Here is a 16,867-nt window from a genome sequence, read left to right as displayed (position 1 = left end):
TGTAATGTGGTCTAAGTCCTAGATGATTGAAGGGAAATTGAGATTTTAGCTTGACCAAGTAGTCATAAGCGTTAATCTAAAAGTAAATGATAATTAATCTCATTGTAACGATATGATTTCTCTGTTTGCTACTGTTGTTTTTATTTTGGGCTTAGGTTCTAAGTTAAGATTCTCTGTATCTGAGATTTGTTTAAGTGTGTTAATGTTGGTGACAACGTCACATGCTAGACCGCAAAGTGCAGTATACATCCTTATTACACTATTCGTAATAGCACCTTTTTTGGTTCGTTTTCGAGAGTCATTCTTGAGTCGATGCGCATATTGGTTTTGTTTTATTGGCGCTAACTTATTTAATTTGTATTACTTTAGCCTTTCCTAATTATGCTTTGGCGGTTGATATAATAGGGAGTCATCATTTTTCATAAAGATGTTACTTGCGATTAAGCTGCCAATACAGACTAGCCCTAAGCTAAGCAGAATTCCTGCAGAAGGGTGCTCATCAAATATAAGCATTGCCATCAAGGTTGCCAATGCTGGTGTTGCTGAACCAAATGCGGCAGAGCGCTCAGCTCCTAAAACTGTCACCGCTTTTAAATATGTATATGCAGCGATTATGCCCGCACCAAAGCCTTGCACTAGCGTATGTACGGCAAGTTCGGAGTACGGCCAGTTAGAAAGTGGTTGTGAGAAGAGGTAACTGGGTAGTACGTCTAATCCGACGAGTAAAATTAAAGTTACCGTAGAGCAGATTGAAATGAAACCAGCGCTGACTAAAGCTTTCAAGTTAGCGACTCTGGCACAGATCGTAAAAGTCGCCCACATGATGCTCCCCAGAAGAAAGAACAAATGTCCATGAAATAATGTCGGTTGGTACTGATTAAAGCTATTAAACAAAAAGCCTGTAATACCTAATGACAGAATGATCAGACCAATGATGCGATGAGCACTTAAAGGTTGCTTAAAAAACAGGACTGCAATTGCAGAGACAAATAGGGGCAGCGTTCCGGGTATGAGTGCGCTACCGTCTGCGACGGGTGCATTTTCCATCCCAAAGCTAGCCACAAGTAAATAGGGAATACCGCAGCCAATGAACATCCCGAGCAAGTATTGTTTTGGGACAGCTATCAAGGTTGACCTGTGTTTCCACACCCATGGGAATAGTATTAGTGCAGGCAGGGCAAATCGAGTTAATGCGATATCTGCTGGGGTGAGCAGTGACAAAGCACCTCCTCGTAATGAAAGAAAAAATCCAGACCATAATAATAACGTTATGGTCATTGCAAGATATCCAGCCAGCATCATATGTTACTCAAATGTAAATAATGGTTGTTATTATGAGTTTTAACTATTGCTTTTGTGTGGCAAAGTTAGGCAAAAATGATGACTAAATTAGAGATTAATAGCGTAGAATGCACATTTTTTGATGGAAACGATTATGGATAGAATTGATAGACATATTTTGGAATTACTTCAGAGAGATGCACGCCAATCTACTGCTGACCTTGCAGAAAAAGTTGGCTTATCAGCATCTCCATGCGCACGTCGTGTAAAACGATTAGAGGAAGAGGGCATCATTGATGGATACCATGCCAATTTATGCAAAACTAAAGTTGGTGTAGGGATGGTGGTATTTGTTGAGGTCAGTTTGAGTAATCATCAAGTGGATTCTATTGATGTTTTTGAAGGGGCTATTACAGAGATGAGCCAAGTGATCAGCTGTCATGTGGTGTCAGGCGCATACGATTATTTATTAGAAGTAGTGAGTAAGGACTTAGAAGGATATGAGTCTTTTATACGTCAATTGCAATGCATGGATACGGTTAAAGATATCCATACGCACCTATCCATTCGACAAGTAAAAAAGACACGTGAATTACCCGTCTTCAATTAGATATTTTCTGTACTTCCTCAATAGGGCCAACCTCATTCTCTAATTGTAATGGTGGGGCATAAAGGGATATTTGGTTACGTCCACTTCTCTTGGCTTGATAAAGGGAAAGATCTGCTCGTTTTAACCATTTTTCAATATCATCCCCATACAGCGATTCTGCGATGCCAACACTTAACGTGATGTTAATATCGTTAGGGAATGTAATGTCTTTGATTTGTGAAAATACTTTACGCATCGCAATGTGTGCTGAATTTTGATCGGTATCGTTGAGTAAGAGTAGAAATTCATCCCCCCCTAAGCGAAACAAGGCGTCTTGAGTACGAGTACTGCTTTTGATGGTCGTCACTACTTTGTTAATGACGTCATCGCCGACGTCATGTCCATATAAATCGTTAACGGTTTTAAATCTATCGATATCAATCATAGCAACGGTAGAAGAACTTGACTGCCGCAAACTCCGTTGCAAAAAACTATCCAGTTGGCGACGGTTTAATGCTCCTGTCATCGCATCTCTAGTCGATAAATAATGCAATTCATTGTGCAAATTCATGATGGATTTAACCACATAGTGACCGATGATCAGACACGTTATTAAGGAAATAAAAAATCTTAAAGTTTCCGCAGGATCTTGATGAGGAAGCGCAACAATGGAGCTACCAGCAATAATGATGACATTGGCTGGTAAATAACGGTTCTCTGGTAGAAGAAAAATGACAGAAATCACCACAGGATAGACCCAATAAGTTGCCAGAGTTCCAAATATATGGACAGACAAAAGTAGAGAAGTAATAAGTAAACAGAGCGGTATAATATGGCCAACAATACTTCTTCGGCTGTATATGATCGCTGCGATCTCCGCCAATAAACTTAATTCAAAGCTAAGCAGTACCGCTCCTAGCATTATTTCGCCAATAATCAGGTTTTTGATACCCAAGGGGAAAAAAATCAAGATCGTAATAGTCGCAACGACTTTAAGTACTTTTTTTTGTTGAGCAGTGCTGAGAATGCTATCGGATGCTGAATCAAGGAAGAGAGACTTTCTATCCATAACTCCCCTCATAGGTTAGGAAAACGGCGGAGATAGTACGATATGTATAGTTAAAAAGTAAGTCTAAAGTTTGATAATTGCAATGTAAGGCAGGAACCCGGGACAGGGCATTACTGTCCCGGGATGGTTTTAGAAAGGATAGTAACCTAACATCTCCATCATGATTTGGTCTGATATATAACTGTGTGCTGCGGTTGTAGGGTGAGTAACGCCCCAGAACACGTATTTATCAGAGCCATATTGGGCACAGTCATTCGTAAGGTTATGACTTTTTAGATAGTCGAACGCTGAACTACGGTTAATATCGAGACAGGCATCTTTTGCATTAACGAACCCATGTTGCTGAGGTGAGTTAATCATTGAGTTAAACAGTGTGTAAGCGTCGTAAAGCTGAATATTGATACCGCTTGTTTGGCGTTGTTTAACCTGCTCACGAATGTACTGATTAAATGCGATGATTTTTGCGCGAACTTTTTCTATTTCATCATCTGATGAGTACTTAAATTGTGGGGCATAAGTCGCGTCAGGTAGTGTTAGCAACAGTAAGTTCTTGGCGCCGGACTGAGTTAGATTATTCAGCGCGTCTGAGAAGTCTGATTTCACATCTTCTACAGAGCGGTTGTAGTTCATGAAATCATTCAAACCGAAAATAAAGGTATATAGCGTATTATCTGGATCGTGATGTTTGGCACTCTCCATATAAGTGAGGTAAGACTTAATTTGATCTTTTACGCCTGTCAAAAGAGCATACTGGTTCGAACCCGCAGCTCCACCAACTGCCCAATTGTAAACGGGTAGTTGTTGGTTGTTACCGAGATACTCTGTCCAGACTAAGCCATTGGAGAAATGTCCGGCATACCAGCTGCTAGGATCAGGAAAACGCCATTGCGTTGCATTAAACATATTACCAGTATCGGAAAGACTATCACCAAAAGCGACGATACGGTTTATACCTTTACGTACAACCTGATCGTTGGTCCAAATGGTATGATTCAATGAAACACCGTAATCTGACGCATAATAGAGAATGTCAGCATTCGGATTGTTTGTTCCTATCGTCTGTTCACAGCGTTGCTTGATTTCCTGCTGAGGCGTTTCTGTGTAGAACATATTCTTGGCTGTAAACGGCGACCACCAGTAACCATTTATTTTGTAGTCTTTCCCGTTTGTATCTTTTGCCCATACCCAATCACTACCTGCCTCATCGTGACTCGCTCCCGTACGATACCAACAACGTACATAAGTAGATGTGGTTGGCTGGATTACACTGAGTATGTCACTCCAGCCAAATCGGCTTGAAGGGATTAAGTCTTCTGAGAAGCTAAATGTGTTAGCCATTGCAGAAGATATAGGAAGCAGCGAACATAATAATAAAGCTTTCTTATTCATAGTTTTTCTCTAGCATTTTATAGACGTTGTTTGTGAAACAACTTGTTTTATTGTGAAATAAGCAGCCTGAATGGTATGACTGCTAGTCATGGAAGCTACCAATGGAGATATTGCGTTTCAAATAGAAATAGAGTTTTAATTCTAATTCTGTGACTCTATGACACAGAAAACGTTTGCGGTTGGGCTTGTCCCAATACAATGGGCTACCGGTTTGATGTTAGGGTGAAGTTCACTAGAGAATAAGGCTGGAAATGGCTCCATCGACATACTTTTCGTGATGGAATTTCGTCCGAGAAAAAGGAGCGAAGTTAGAGACAGAGCCTCACTCACAGTAAACTTAAAGCTCAGTGAGGCTATTGGTTTGTAAACCTGACGCTAGGATTAGGGTGAGTTTGCCAATACTAGATACGTTATTCTGGTTTGGTTATGCTACCTAATTCTAAAACAGGCGCAACATCAATGTCTTCTGCGTTCATCATTGATGAAATTCGTTGAACAGAGGAGAGCAATAATGTTTGTTCCCACTCTTCTAACTTCTGGAACTTATTAATAAAGCTTTGTTGCAATGGCAGGGGAGCTTCCAGCAATATTTTTTCACCTTCAGGTGTCAATAAAGCGTGTACTTTGCGCTTGTCTTGAACATTTCTTACTCGCTTAACCATCCCATTTCGCTCAAGCCGATCGAGAATAGTGGTTGCTGTAGCTTGGCTCATATTCGTATGGTTCGAGAGCTGTTTAATGGTCACTTCACCTAATTCTTTAATAGAACGCATAAGAATCAACTGCGGACCGGTAAGCCCAGACTCTTTACTTAATTTTTTTGAATGTAGGTCAATTGCGCGAATAATTTGGCGAATTGATACTAAAACTTCTTCGTGCTTTTCCAATCTTCTATCCAGAAATAATTACAAGGGTGATCAAAGAGAGTGTATGCGACGGACGATACCGCAAAAGGAAATTGATTAAAAGTAAGAGAGTAAAAAGCTTTAACTCAGTCATTAACATACTCTAATTGTTTACGAGGTAATACGTCGCTTGGAATAAACATTGTCGACTTATTTTGATTAGTCGCTTTTATGCAGGCTCAGCATGAAAGTTTAGTGTACAAATGATTTTTGTAGTGTTTCTGAATTTGAGGGTTGGTTGTTTTTTTATCGAATGAAAAGAAAAAAGAGAATTTTTTGACTAAAAACCATACATTTGCTGGATCTTGTTGTGACGAAGCGTACAATATTTGTCACCTGAAAACAGCTGATGGTATCTGAGTAAGAGCGATATTCATTACAACACGAATTGTTGTGGGGGATATGAGGCTTTTTGTTGGTTCAGATATCGAGAGAGGAAGAATGACAAAAGGTATTGATAAGTACAGTATCGATAGTACCGATTACACAATCGGTCAAGATAACGTACAAAAATGGGGTTTTGATGTACATAACCCGGTGTTTGGTACAAGTGCAGGTTTTATTGCCTTGTTTTTGATCGCAACGCTTGTTGTGGATGCTGATACGGCAAAAAGTGCATTAGATGGGCTTAAGTGGCAAATCATTGGCTCATTTGATTGGCTATTTATCTGGTCAGGGAACATTTTTGTGATCTTTTGCTTGGCACTGATCGTTTCACCATTAGGTAAAATTCGCCTTGGTGGCCAAGACGCGTCTGCGGACTATTCGTTTATTTCTTGGTTGTCGATGCTCTTTGCTGCCGGTATGGGTATCGGCCTAATGTTTTGGAGTGTGGCAGAGCCTGTTGCCTATTTTACTGGCTGGTATGAAACACCACTTGGTGTAGAAGCGAATACAGCAGAAGCGGCGAAGCTCGCAATGGGCGCAACGATGTTCCACTGGGGACTTCATCCTTGGGCTATCTACGGTGTTGTCGCATTGTCTCTTGCCTTTTTTGCTTACAACAAAGGATTACCGCTCTCTATTCGTTCGATTTTTTATCCTCTATTAGGTGATAGAGCTTGGGGATGGGCTGGCCACATCGTTGACATTTTAGCCGTAGTTGCAACGCTATTTGGTCTAGCAACATCTTTGGGATTAGGCGCTCAACAAGCGGCGAGTGGTATCCATCATGTGTTTGGTGTCGATGCTGGTCTTGGTCTTCAAATTACCGTGATCACCGTTGTTACGTTACTTGCTGTAGTTTCTGTTATCCGCGGAATCGATGGTGGGGTAAAGGTTGTAAGTAACATCAATATGATCGTTGCTTTCCTCCTACTTATCCTAGTATCACTTATCTGTTATGCGGTGGCATTTGGAAATATTCCAACAACGTTCATGGCATATGTCGAAAACATTATTCCATTAAGTAACCCTCATGGCCGTACTGATGAAGCTTGGTTCCAGGGCTGGACTGTATTCTACTGGGCTTGGTGGATCTCATGGTCACCATTTGTTGGCATGTTCATCGCTCGCGTATCTAAAGGTCGTACTGTTCGTGAGTTCATGACAGCGGTTCTATTAGTTCCAACAGCAGTTACGTTGATTTGGATGTCAGTGTTTGGTGGTATTGCCATTGATCAAGTGATGAACAATGTTGGTGAACTAGGCGCGAAAGGTTTGACTGATGTCTCTCTTGCAATGTTCCAGATGTTTGATGTTCTGCCTTATGGCACTTTGCTTTCAATCATTGCTGTCGTTTTGGTTTTAGTCTTCTTTATTACGTCTTCAGACTCTGGCTCATTGGTGATCGATAGCATCACTGCTGGTGGTAAAGTGGATGCGCCAGTGCTTCAGCGCGTGTTTTGGGCCTTTATGGAAGGCGCAATTGCTGTTGCTTTACTATGGATTGGCGGTACAGAAGCAATCCAAGCGCTTCAAGCCGGAGCCATTTCAACAGCGTTACCATTTACAATTGTATTGCTGTTAATGTGTGTTAGCTTGTTGCTAGGTATGCGGACAGAAAAATTCGAGCGTTAATTCATGACACTCTGAAAATGTAGATAATTTAATAAAGCCAGTAACGTCCAGTTACTGGCTTTTTTCGTAGATGCCACGACGTTCATTTAGTTAAAGAAGCGGTTAGTGATTAGGTCATGTTGTTAGTAACCAAAGAAGTTAGCCCATTGACACCAGACATCTTGTAAACCAGCTAAATCTCCCTTAACAAAAGTTACTTGTTGTCCCGGCTTTGCTTGGGCGAGCCTAGGTAAGTCTATTCGTGCGACACAGCCAATTTTGGGGTAACCCCCAATCGTTTGTCTGTCATTTAATAAAATGATTGGCTCTCCATTCGGGGGGACCTGTATCGCACCCAAAGCTATCCCTTCACTCAAAATCGCTTTTTCCGGTGCAGTTATGGCGGCTCCTTCGAGTCTATAGCCCATTCTGTTTGAATGCTGACTGATACGGAATTTACAATTGTAGAATTGATTTAAACTTTCTTGACTGAACATATGGTGCTGATAGCTTTCGATTACGCGGAGTTTTAAAGGCAAGTTATAGTCGGGTTTATATCGAAATGTTAGTTGAACGGACTTGTGATCAATATGATTTGAAGTAAAAGCTATGGTATCTCCTTCGGCTATTGAACATCCGTTTTTTAAGCCACCAAGTTTATCTTTTGTAACCGTTGCGCAGCTACCTACTTGCATTGGTACTTTAAAGCCGCCTTTTACCGCTAAATAGCTTCTCAAACCATTCTTTGGCAATGAAAAAGACAATATCTGTCCCTTATATGCAGAAAATGTGGCCCAGTTAACTAGTGGTTCACCATCGAGTTTTGCATTTAGATCTCCACCAGTGATTGAAAGCTGGCAGTCTGAATTAATTCTAAATGCTGCTTGCCCTAAGGTAATTTCAAGTACGGGGCTGTTAACAGGGTTTCCTAATAAGTGATTTGCCCAGCTATAAGCATAATCATCGACGGGACCTCCTTGAGCTAATCCCATGTGTGCAACGCCAAATCTGCCGAAATCTTGTAGCAATGTAAGTGGGCCGGGCTTAACCACAGTGATCGTGTTATTACTCATTGACGCCTTCCTGCGGCAATATGCCACCTAAGCTAAGGAATTCTTGTTTACCGATTGGTCGGAAAGTCACTTGAGTACCAATTTCGAATGGAATCATAGGGTGGTTAGTTGGCTGATATAACTCAAGCGGGCAGTTCCCGATAATGTTCCAGCCACCAGGAGATTCTGACGGATAAACCGCAGTCTGATCTTCGGCAATAGCGACACTTCCTTTCGCAACTTTAAGTCTAGGCCTATTGTGACGCGGTAACGAAATTTGAGGATTTAAGCCAGATAGAAAAGCGAAACCAGCACTAAAGCCGATAGTACTAACGGTATAGGTAACGTTACTATGAAGTTGGATTACATCTTCAGTCCGATAACCCTGTTGGTGATATTTGGTTAAATCAGGCCCTACAGTTAAGTCGTAATAAACTGGTAACTCTATTTTAGTTTGTGAAATAGCAGTGATGGTATCGTTTGTAGCTTGAATCAATAGCTTATTTATTAGAGCTACAATGTCTGGTGTATGAATTCGGTAGGGAAGATAATCAACCAATAGAGTGTTAAAAGCTGGAGTTATGTTCATTATCCAAGGGGATAGTTGCTCTCTGAGTTGGTCGTTTATATGACCTATGTAGCGTGAAAGATTAACAGATGGCGGGCTGTTGAAGCGAATCAATAAGCTGCTTTCGGAGACAGGGTCGATAGCAAAGTCTGAAAACATCTAATCCTCCAAAATGGTTTTGATTTTAGATATTAATTGCACTGAAGATTCGTTATCACTATGAACACATATCGTATCGGCTTCTATGGGAATAAAATAACCATCTAATGTATGCACTTTGCCATAATTCACGATTTGTTTTACTTGATTGAGAATATCGTCTTCTGATTGTAATAAAGATCCTTGTATCTTTCGCGAAGCTAATGTTCCATTCGCGAGATAGGCTCGGTCAGCAAACGCTTCAAACAACAGTGGAAGTTCATACTTATCGGCAATATCAAGAAAACGTTCGTTATCTTGTATAGCTAACATCATCAGGGGAACTCCAAAGCTTGATACAGCCAAACAGATGGCTTCAAAGATGCCTAAGTCCCGCATCATATCGTTATATAATGCGCCATGAGGTTTCACATATTGTAACGTTGTGTTTTGGTATTCGCACAGACCCTTAATAGCCCCAATTTGGTAGACCAACATATTGGTTATCTCCTCGGGTTCCATAGGAATCGTACGACGTCCAAAACCTTGAAGGTCTGGATATCCGGGATGGGCGCCAATTTTTACATCATTTTGAATTGCTAATGCAATGGTATCGTACATAACTTGTGGGTCAGAAGCATGAAAGCCGCAAGCGATGTTAGCCATATCAATCCAGCGCATAGCCATTGAATCTTGGTTAAGCGACCAAATTCCGAAGCTTTCACCCATATCACAGTTAAGAGTTATTGCTTTAGTTTTCATTTATTTTTGACTCCATATCACAATATGTGTCTCATTTGCTAAAATAGTCATTAAATAGTGAGCGATATCATCGTTTTAGCGAATGCTTATGGATGACTGTCTTTCTCAATATACATTTATATCAGTAAGTGGAATAATAAAATTTGCTTATGTAGCTGGATTCATAGATGCCTAATACGAAGTTAAGTCCATTAATATTATTGTTGGTTAGTGTTCCTGTTTATAGTGACGACTCGCTAGAGCATCTCATGTCATTGAGTTTAGAAGAACTTTCAATGTTAGAAACTGAGATGCAAATTTCATCAAAATTTTCACAAAAACTCTCAGAGATCCCCGCTTCGGTATATGTGCTGGACCATGAACGTATACAAAGAAGTGGTGTACGTAGCATTGCAGAGGCTCTCGCGCTTGTTCCAGGCTTAAATGTCACAAAAGCTTCGGAAACAACGCCTATAGTGTCAAGCCGCGGCTTTCATGATGGCTTTTATAATAAGATGTTAGTCTTAATTGACGGCCGTAGTTTGTATAGCCCGGTATATGGTGGGGTCTATTGGCGAGATGTGGATTACATATTACCGGATATCGATAGAATCGAAGTTCTTAGAGGTCCCGGTGGTTCAATTTGGGGTGGGAATGCGGTCAATGGTGTTATTAACATCATTACGAAACCGATTTCTGAAACTCAGAATACGCTTGCCACAACAACTCTCGATGAAAAAGGTGGTAAAAGCATTAGTGTGAGAACTGGACTTGCATTTAATGAAAACACCTCAGCAAAAGCCTTTTACAAGTATCGTGACCAGAAAGTGTATTTTAATTACCCGGCTTACTCAATGGAACAGCATCTTGCGGGGATGTCGTTTGAGGGGAAAGGTGCCAACCTAGATTGGAATCTAGACTTGGGTGCTCAAAAAAATATATGGTTCTATGATAATTTGCGACTACATTTTACACCAGTAAGCTACGAGGGTGGAGTAGTCTCACGTGTTGAAGGCCTTAATCAAAAGCTATACGCACAACTTGGTGTTAGTAATACGCTATCCGAGACGTTAATAAGTAACTATCGGGTTGGCCTCTCCTATAGCGACGAAGACGCGATTGATGGGCCCGGAAGCTACACTTTATTTGATGCCGAAGTTAATTTTAGAAACAAAGCCAGTGATCAACATGTTTTGACTTACGGCGGTGGTTATCGGTTTATCAATGCACACTTTAATCGAACAGTGGATGAGTTAGATATCTACAATATCGACGTTTTTTCTCGGTCTTACGAGTTATCTGGTGCAAAAGACAGCACCCTAAACGCGTACATTCAATCTGAGTTTGAATGGAATGACTCTTTCAAAACCGTTGCCGGAGCGAAAGCAGAATACTTTGAATATACCAACGCATTCGAGCTTTCCCCTCAACTCCGCGCACTGTATCAGCTTGATAAGAAAAATACTCTTTGGGCTGGCATCGGACGTGCAGTGACTTCTCCGTCTTATATTGACAATGCCGCACACTATTACCCGGCATTCACACTAGGCAATTTCTTATTGGTGGAAGATTCTAAGCCAAATCCTGACATGGGAACAGAGTCTGTTGTTACAACTGAGCTTGGTTACAGACGAATTGCTCAGCAATATGAGTTAGACATTACGTTATTTTATAGTGAGCATGAGGATGTTAGAGGTGTAGAAGACGTCGGCTGGTCTCCTGATTATCTGCATGTTTTTGAAACTCAAATCACCGATGCTTATTCACTAAGAACATACGGTGCTGAGGTAGGAGCTCAATGGCAGCTCTCAAAACAGTTTCGAACGTTTCTATCATACAGCTACTTTAAGTCTCAAAGTCAATGGGATGGTGGAAGTGATTCTGATGGTAGTGCGGTCGATTTATATAAAATAGATGACCACCATTTAGTTTCACTTCAAGGTTTATGGGATATCTCTAAGCAGTGGCAGCTTGATTTTGTTGCTCGCGGCCAAAGTATTCGTTACCCAGAAAGTTTAATTCAGATCCCTAATTATTTGGCATTAGATGTACGGCTTGCTTGGCAATATGATCAAAGTGCCCCTTTGTTCGAGTTCATGGTAAAAAACCTTGGAGAACAGACAGGTTATTACATGGACGGTGAATCATACTGGTTCAGCTATGGTCAAGAACAGCTCGTTTATTTGAGGGCCTCTTATGAATTTTAAGTCGCTGCTCATTTTGGCTATAGCTTCTTTCTCTTTTAGTTATTCTTCCTTTGTAGTGGCGAAATACACACCAGAACAAGTGAAAGCCGTTTACCTTTTTCGTATTGCGAGTTTCATCCATTGGGTGGATGAAAATAATATGGTCGAAGTCAGGTACTGTGTCCCCGACAATAAGCGAATTAAAGAGCTTTTGATTTCAATCACCGCTGGGAAGTTGATACGTGAGTTACCTATTACCGTCACGGAGAATTCTTGCGATATTTTGTTTGTATCAGACAAGTCTAACTTAGCATTAGTGCAAGGTTCAGATAAACACACAGTTACTGTTGGAGACATAACTAGCTTTACCGCTAATGGTGGCGCAATTGGGCTTGAAAATGTCAACGGTAAGATAAAGCCAAGGGTAAACTTGGATAATATTGGTGACTATTCCATCTCTTCAAATTTCCTACGTGTGGCTACAGTAGAAGGGGGCGAAAATGAGCGTCCTTAATCACTTCTCACTCAAAAGCAAATTAATGCTACCAATTGTCTTATTCACAAGTGTTATTTTCTTTGTATCTCAGATGTATACATTGAGTTTGGCGTTTGAAAGTGAAAAAGAAAATGTCATTGAACGAGTAACCGTGCTTGCAAAGGGAGTGGCATACAACTTACAAGCAGCAATTTTATTTAATGATGAACTGACGGCAACAGAAGTACTTTCTGCGTTCTCTGCGGATGATGAGGTGCTGAGAGTAAAACTCTATACGCAAGATAATCGTCTTTTCTCCATGTATGAGCGTGACAACGTAACTGCGCCGGTGCCAAATGATGCCCAGCAAAGTGAACTATCACGTAAACAGCAGTCAATTGGAGATAAACACATTTATTTGGTTGTCCCCGTTGTTGTTGAACACGAGACTATCGCAAGTTTACGTGTTGTTATCTCAAAAGACTCGTACAACGATCTATATCGTAGCGCACTCAACAACGCTGCCTTGTTCCTAATATTTTTGATTATGTCTGCAACCATGCTCTATCTGATGGTTCAGAAAGTCATCATTGAACCTGTATACTCGTTGAATCAAGGGATGCGGACCTTTATTGAGCGCAAGCGCCATACAGGAAAAATTACGACTAAATCAAATGATGAAATCGGGCATTTGGTTGCTGCATTTAACACAATGATCGATAGGTTAGAGCAAAGAGAAAAACAAGTTGCTTTTACGTTGGATAAGCTTGAAGAAGAAAAGTCATTTGCAAATGAAGTGGTTGAGACAGTTCAGCATGCGCTTGTTGTAGTAAATCAAAAGGGTGAGGTTATACACTTTAATGCAGCAACGTGTGAGGTATTTCGTTGCACAAGCGCTTATTTGAAGGGAGTGCACCTAAACTCACTAATTGACACTTCAAATAAGTTAATTAGCCAAGCGATCAATAATGGGATTGAGTTTAGTGAACGCCAGCTATGGGTAACAGATGTATTTGGTCATAACCAGCTATTGCAAGTTAGTTGTACTAAGTTATCTAAAGTCGGACAAATGCTGTTCGCTATTCAGGACGTAACGGATGTTGAGGCTGCACTTAGTCGTCAAAGATTGGCTGCGGGCGTATTTGAAAATAGCCAAGATGGCTTGATGGTGGTGAATCAAGATGGTGTCATCACCATGGTAAACCCAGCGGTAACAAACCTGTTGGGATATGCTCAAGAAACCATGATTGACCGAAAACCAAGTGATGTTTTAGAGTGGCAGCAGTTTATGTCCTTGATGCCAACCATCGAAGAGTCGGTGGTAAACTACGGCCAATGGCAGGGTGAAATTTGGGAAAAACACATTTTTGGTCACCTTGTACCAATGTTTGTGAAAGTCAGTAGAATCGTTAATCACGATGATGATCAGCTTTATGACTTTGTTTTCATACTCTCTGATCTATCGAATATAAAAGAGATGGAGCGGCTTGAATATCTTGCTCACCATGATTCTCTAACAGGCCTTGCAAATCGTGCTCAGCTATACCGTTCATTAGATGAAACCTTACGGGACCAAACGAGTAAAACAGCGTTTGCCTTGTTGTACATTGACTTAGATGGCTTTAAGGCAGTGAATGACACCTACGGGCATGATGCGGGTGATGAAGTCCTAAAACAGGTCTCTGAAAGGCTACTATCTCAAGTTCGTTCTCAAGATCTGGTTGCGAGACTCTCAGGGGATGAGTTTGTTGTATTGATCAACCCAACAGACCCGGACAGTGTCCAAGTTTTAGCAGAAAGGCTAATTACGTTAATCGGTCAAGACATCATTTACAAAGGGCGTTCTGTTAATGTTGGTGCAAGTATTGGCGCTAATGTAATAACGGACCGGAATAAATCTCTAGACGACATTATGAAAGCCGCCGATACGGCGATGTACAATGCGAAAAGCAAAGGCAAAGGCTGTTTTGTGATGGCAAAGGCGTCGTAAGCCTGTTGAGTCTCACTTTGTTGACTATATTTTTTTAAAGTTACTCGTTAGTATCTGACGAAAACAAATCAAAAGGTTAGTTACATGAAAGTACTAGTAACCGGCGGTATGGGTTATATAGGAAGCCATACTTGTATTCAGATGATCGAAGCAGGAATGACACCTGTCGTTCTCGATAACCTATACAACAGCAAAAAAACAGTATTAGAGCGCATTGAAACTGTTGCTGGGGAAATGCCAGCATTTATTGAAGGCGACATTCGCGATAAATCGCTACTGGTTTCTGTGCTTAAAGAGCACAGCATTGAAGCAGTAATCCACTTTGCAGGCTTAAAAGCTGTGGGAGAGTCTGTTGAGAAGCCATTAGAGTATTACGATAACAACGTACATGGCACGCTTGTTCTAGTTGATGCAATGCGCGAAGTGGGTGTTAAAACTCTTGTGTTCAGTTCATCAGCAACAGTTTATGGCGATCCGGCTTCTGTGCCTATTACGGAAGATTTCCCTACGAGTGCAACAAACCCATATGGTCGCAGCAAGCTAATGGTGGAAGAGTGTCTCGGAGATTTCCACAAAGCAAACCCAGATTGGAGTATCACGTTACTGCGTTACTTTAATCCAGTCGGCTCACATCCAACTGGCTTATTGGGTGAAGACCCGCAAGGCATTCCAAATAACTTAATGCCGTTTGTGTCTCAAGTCGCAGTAGGGCGTCGTGAGTTCCTATCGGTATTTGGTAACGACTACCCGACGAAAGATGGCACTGGTGTTCGCGATTACATCCATGTGATGGACTTATCTGATGGTCACGTTGCTGCTTTAGAAAAAGTGGGCAAGAAAGAAGGCTTGCACGTATACAACTTAGGTACGGGCAATGGATACAGTGTGTTGGAAATGGTTCAAGCATTCGAAAAAGCTTCCGGCCGTGAAGTTCCATATAAACTTGTTGACCGTCGTCCTGGCGATATCGCCGAGTGTTGGGCAGATCCAGCGAAAGCAATGAATGAACTCGATTGGAAAGCGACTCGTACACTTGATGATATGACAGCAGATGGCTGGCGTTGGCAATCGAATAACCCAGAAGGGTACCCTGAAGCGTAAATTTACTGCATGATGAAAGCCTTCGTTTATTAACGAAGGCTTTTTTATAGCCAACAGTTTTGTCGCCACATTGACTTGTAGATAAAATAAAAGCCACCAAAAGGTGGCTTTTAACGTATCAACATAAATAGGCAAATGTTGATTATGATTGCTTATCTTTGCCCATAGACAAGAGCCAAACGGAAACTGCAGCAACAGCAACAAAGCCCGATAGAATGATAACTGGCATAGCGCTGTAACCTAAGATATGCCAAATTGCTGATTCTAATGTACTCATTGGTTTGTCCCCTTATTGCCAGCCTTCAACGCCATGCATGTTTGGCAGTTTGTGCGCGATGCCTTTATGGCAGTCTACACAGGTTTTCTCACCAGATGCTAAAGCAGTTGAGTGTTGTTTTGCACTTCTTGAGCCTTGTTCAGAAAAATCCATAAACTCAAACTCGTGACAATTTCGACATTCAAGTGAATCGTTATTTTTCAAACGAGCCCACTCACGCTCTGCGAGGTGTGCACGACGTTGTTCGAATTTCTCAGGAGTGTCGATTGTTTTCAAAACATAATGCGCAAAGAGCTCTTTCGATGCTTGCACCTTACGAACGATCTTATCTGTCCATTCATGAGGTACATGACAGTCTGAACAAATAGCTCGCACACCTGAACGGTTAGAGTAGTGGATAGTCTCTTGTATCTCAGCAACGATAGGAGCGTGACACCCTGAACAGAATTCCTCGCTGTTAGTCGCTTCCATACCCGTGTTAAATGCGCCCCAGAATAGAAGACCACCAGCAAACCCCATCGCTAAAACAACGCCAACGGCAGCTTTACTTGGGCTTGTTAGTCTCTTCCAAAACGCTTTAAGTATTTTCATAGATAGCCTCTTTTTCGTATTGGTTGGCTATTACTTGCGTAACGAATCAACGCGCTGGAATTCGTTATTAACTAACGGCTTAGCATTGGCTTGTGGAACGTGACATTGCAAGCAGAAGTAACGACGAGGTGAAACATCAGCAAGCACCGCGTCTTCGCGGTTCATATAGTGAGTCACACTGATTTTCGTTGCACCCATTTCCTTTGCATTTTTCCAACTATGGCAGGCTAAACACTTATTTGCGTTAAGTGAAACTTCATATCCACGAATATTATGGGGGATAAGTGGTGGCTGATACACAAAGTCTGTATCAAGTACCTGTTCTTTAGGGTATTTCTTAAACTCATCGGCTGGGCGCGTGTCTTCAAGATTTGAAGCTCCACGTAAAGACTCAAGTCCACCGATACCACCAGGGTTGTCAATCTCAGCTTGAGCAACACCCGTAACCAATGCACCAACAGACAACAGTGCAATGACAAATTTTCTCATGATAAATTCTCCGCCTTAGGCTAATTCT

At 41.4% G+C, this 16,867-nt stretch carries 16 protein-coding genes; 6 read left to right on the top strand and 10 right to left on the bottom strand.

The genetic code is table 11. The features are described 5' to 3' along the window. Positions 1-375: 375 nt before the first annotated feature. Positions 376-1,299, bottom strand: coding sequence for a DMT family transporter (locus ACQEXU_RS03100; protein WP_427009803.1), 924 nt, complete (start codon positions 1,297-1,299; stop codon positions 376-378). A gap of 136 nt (positions 1,300-1,435) precedes the next feature. On the opposite strand from ACQEXU_RS03100, the gene ACQEXU_RS03095 reads away from it, so the two are divergent. Next, on the top strand, positions 1,436-1,891 hold the full coding sequence (locus ACQEXU_RS03095) for an Lrp/AsnC family transcriptional regulator (protein ID WP_367989743.1): 456 nt from the start codon (positions 1,436-1,438) through the stop codon (positions 1,889-1,891). On the opposite strand, the gene ACQEXU_RS03090 is transcribed toward ACQEXU_RS03095, so the two are convergent. The 3 genes from ACQEXU_RS03090 to ACQEXU_RS03080 form a co-directional block, all read right to left on the bottom strand. Then, positions 1,884-2,939, bottom strand: a complete 1,056-nt coding sequence (locus ACQEXU_RS03090; protein WP_427009636.1) for a GGDEF domain-containing protein — start codon at positions 2,937-2,939, stop codon at positions 1,884-1,886. The two genes, ACQEXU_RS03095 and ACQEXU_RS03090, sit on opposite strands and share 8 nt — an antisense overlap. A gap of 129 nt (positions 2,940-3,068) precedes the next feature. Next, positions 3,069-4,328, bottom strand: coding sequence for an SGNH/GDSL hydrolase family protein (locus tag ACQEXU_RS03085; protein ID WP_427009635.1), 1,260 nt, complete (start codon positions 4,326-4,328; stop codon positions 3,069-3,071). A 410-nt stretch (positions 4,329-4,738) separates the two neighbouring features. After that, positions 4,739-5,215: a MarR family winged helix-turn-helix transcriptional regulator gene (locus tag ACQEXU_RS03080; protein ID WP_367989747.1), complete on the bottom strand. Its 477-nt coding sequence runs from the start codon at positions 5,213-5,215 to the stop codon at positions 4,739-4,741. 459 nt (positions 5,216-5,674) lie between these two features. Here ACQEXU_RS03080 and ACQEXU_RS03075 point away from each other — a divergent pair, with 459 nt between their 5' ends. After that, complete coding sequence (locus ACQEXU_RS03075) at positions 5,675-7,252, top strand: BCCT family transporter (RefSeq protein ID WP_367989749.1); 1,578 nt, start codon at positions 5,675-5,677, stop codon at positions 7,250-7,252. 122 nt (positions 7,253-7,374) lie between these two features. Here the strand turns inward: ACQEXU_RS03075 and ACQEXU_RS03070 are convergent, their stop codons facing one another. From ACQEXU_RS03070 to ACQEXU_RS03060, 3 genes are read right to left on the bottom strand one after another with little or no spacing between them, the layout of a single operon-like run. Further along, positions 7,375-8,304: a biotin-dependent carboxyltransferase family protein gene (locus tag ACQEXU_RS03070; RefSeq protein WP_427009634.1), complete on the bottom strand. Its 930-nt coding sequence runs from the start codon at positions 8,302-8,304 to the stop codon at positions 7,375-7,377. Beyond that, positions 8,297-9,010, bottom strand: a complete 714-nt coding sequence (locus tag ACQEXU_RS03065) for a 5-oxoprolinase subunit B family protein (RefSeq protein ID WP_427009633.1) — start codon at positions 9,008-9,010, stop codon at positions 8,297-8,299. The genes ACQEXU_RS03070 and ACQEXU_RS03065 overlap by 8 nt, the downstream gene beginning before the upstream one ends. Next, complete coding sequence (locus tag ACQEXU_RS03060) at positions 9,011-9,751, bottom strand: 5-oxoprolinase subunit PxpA (RefSeq protein WP_427009632.1); 741 nt, start codon at positions 9,749-9,751, stop codon at positions 9,011-9,013. Between the two features lie 248 nt (positions 9,752-9,999). Between ACQEXU_RS03060 and ACQEXU_RS03055 the strand changes: the two genes are divergently transcribed. The 4 genes from ACQEXU_RS03055 (at position 10,000) to galE (ending at position 15,482) form a co-directional block, all read left to right on the top strand. Beyond that, a complete protein-coding gene (locus ACQEXU_RS03055) occupies positions 10,000-11,937 on the top strand; it encodes a TonB-dependent receptor plug domain-containing protein (RefSeq protein WP_427009631.1) in 1,938 nt (645 codons plus the stop codon). Then, on the top strand, positions 11,927-12,430 hold the full coding sequence (locus ACQEXU_RS03050) for a YfiR family protein (protein WP_427009630.1): 504 nt from the start codon (positions 11,927-11,929) through the stop codon (positions 12,428-12,430). The genes ACQEXU_RS03055 and ACQEXU_RS03050 overlap by 11 nt, the downstream gene beginning before the upstream one ends. After that, positions 12,417-14,381, top strand: coding sequence for a diguanylate cyclase domain-containing protein (locus ACQEXU_RS03045; protein WP_427009629.1), 1,965 nt, complete (start codon positions 12,417-12,419; stop codon positions 14,379-14,381). The genes ACQEXU_RS03050 and ACQEXU_RS03045 overlap by 14 nt, the downstream gene beginning before the upstream one ends. Before the next feature lie 84 nt (positions 14,382-14,465). Continuing rightward, positions 14,466-15,482 (top strand): UDP-glucose 4-epimerase GalE, encoded by a 1,017-nt coding sequence (gene galE, locus ACQEXU_RS03040; protein WP_427009628.1) that lies wholly within the window; start codon positions 14,466-14,468, stop codon positions 15,480-15,482. Positions 15,483-15,624: 142 nt separating this feature from the next. Here galE and ACQEXU_RS03035 read toward each other — a convergent pair whose 3' ends face one another. Genes ACQEXU_RS03035 through ACQEXU_RS03025 form a run of 3 tightly spaced genes read right to left on the bottom strand, consistent with a single transcriptional unit; the run spans position 15,625 to position 16,839 of the window. Next, positions 15,625-15,759: a TIGR02808 family protein gene (locus ACQEXU_RS03035; protein WP_367989758.1), complete on the bottom strand. Its 135-nt coding sequence runs from the start codon at positions 15,757-15,759 to the stop codon at positions 15,625-15,627. Positions 15,760-15,771: 12 nt separating this feature from the next. Next, on the bottom strand, positions 15,772-16,350 hold the full coding sequence (locus ACQEXU_RS03030; RefSeq protein WP_427009627.1) for a NapC/NirT family cytochrome c: 579 nt from the start codon (positions 16,348-16,350) through the stop codon (positions 15,772-15,774). Positions 16,351-16,380: 30 nt separating this feature from the next. Next, entirely contained in the window at positions 16,381-16,839 is a 459-nt protein-coding gene (locus ACQEXU_RS03025) for a nitrate reductase cytochrome c-type subunit (protein WP_427009626.1), read from the bottom strand. Positions 16,840-16,867: the final 28 nt, after the last annotated feature.

Source organism: Vibrio sp. TRT 21S02, assembly GCF_050113675.1.
Lineage (GTDB): Bacteria > Pseudomonadota > Gammaproteobacteria > Enterobacterales > Vibrionaceae > Vibrio.
The sequence above is the reverse complement of the archived record's forward strand: the minus strand, read 5'-3'. Positions and strand labels throughout refer to the sequence as shown.

Coding starts and splice junctions, on each gene's coding strand:
- ACQEXU_RS03075 (WP_367989749.1), top strand. CDS start 5,675: ATGACAAAAGGTATTGATAAGTACAGTATCGATAGTACCGATTACACA.
- ACQEXU_RS03045 (WP_427009629.1), top strand. CDS start 12,417: ATGAGCGTCCTTAATCACTTCTCACTCAAAAGCAAATTAATGCTACCA.
- ACQEXU_RS03090 (WP_427009636.1), bottom strand. CDS start 2,939: ATGGATAGAAAGTCTCTCTTCCTTGATTCAGCATCCGATAGCATTCTC.
- galE (WP_427009628.1), top strand. CDS start 14,466: ATGAAAGTACTAGTAACCGGCGGTATGGGTTATATAGGAAGCCATACT.
- ACQEXU_RS03060 (WP_427009632.1), bottom strand. CDS start 9,751: ATGAAAACTAAAGCAATAACTCTTAACTGTGATATGGGTGAAAGCTTC.
- ACQEXU_RS03070 (WP_427009634.1), bottom strand. CDS start 8,304: ATGAGTAATAACACGATCACTGTGGTTAAGCCCGGCCCACTTACATTG.
- ACQEXU_RS03065 (WP_427009633.1), bottom strand. CDS start 9,010: ATGTTTTCAGACTTTGCTATCGACCCTGTCTCCGAAAGCAGCTTATTG.
- ACQEXU_RS03035 (WP_367989758.1), bottom strand. CDS start 15,759: ATGAGTACATTAGAATCAGCAATTTGGCATATCTTAGGTTACAGCGCT.
- ACQEXU_RS03050 (WP_427009630.1), top strand. CDS start 11,927: ATGAATTTTAAGTCGCTGCTCATTTTGGCTATAGCTTCTTTCTCTTTT.
- ACQEXU_RS03085 (WP_427009635.1), bottom strand. CDS start 4,328: ATGAATAAGAAAGCTTTATTATTATGTTCGCTGCTTCCTATATCTTCT.
- ACQEXU_RS03095 (WP_367989743.1), top strand. CDS start 1,436: ATGGATAGAATTGATAGACATATTTTGGAATTACTTCAGAGAGATGCA.
- ACQEXU_RS03100 (WP_427009803.1), bottom strand. CDS start 1,299: ATGCTGGCTGGATATCTTGCAATGACCATAACGTTATTATTATGGTCT.
- ACQEXU_RS03030 (WP_427009627.1), bottom strand. CDS start 16,350: ATGAAAATACTTAAAGCGTTTTGGAAGAGACTAACAAGCCCAAGTAAA.
- ACQEXU_RS03055 (WP_427009631.1), top strand. CDS start 10,000: ATGTCATTGAGTTTAGAAGAACTTTCAATGTTAGAAACTGAGATGCAA.
- ACQEXU_RS03025 (WP_427009626.1), bottom strand. CDS start 16,839: ATGAGAAAATTTGTCATTGCACTGTTGTCTGTTGGTGCATTGGTTACG.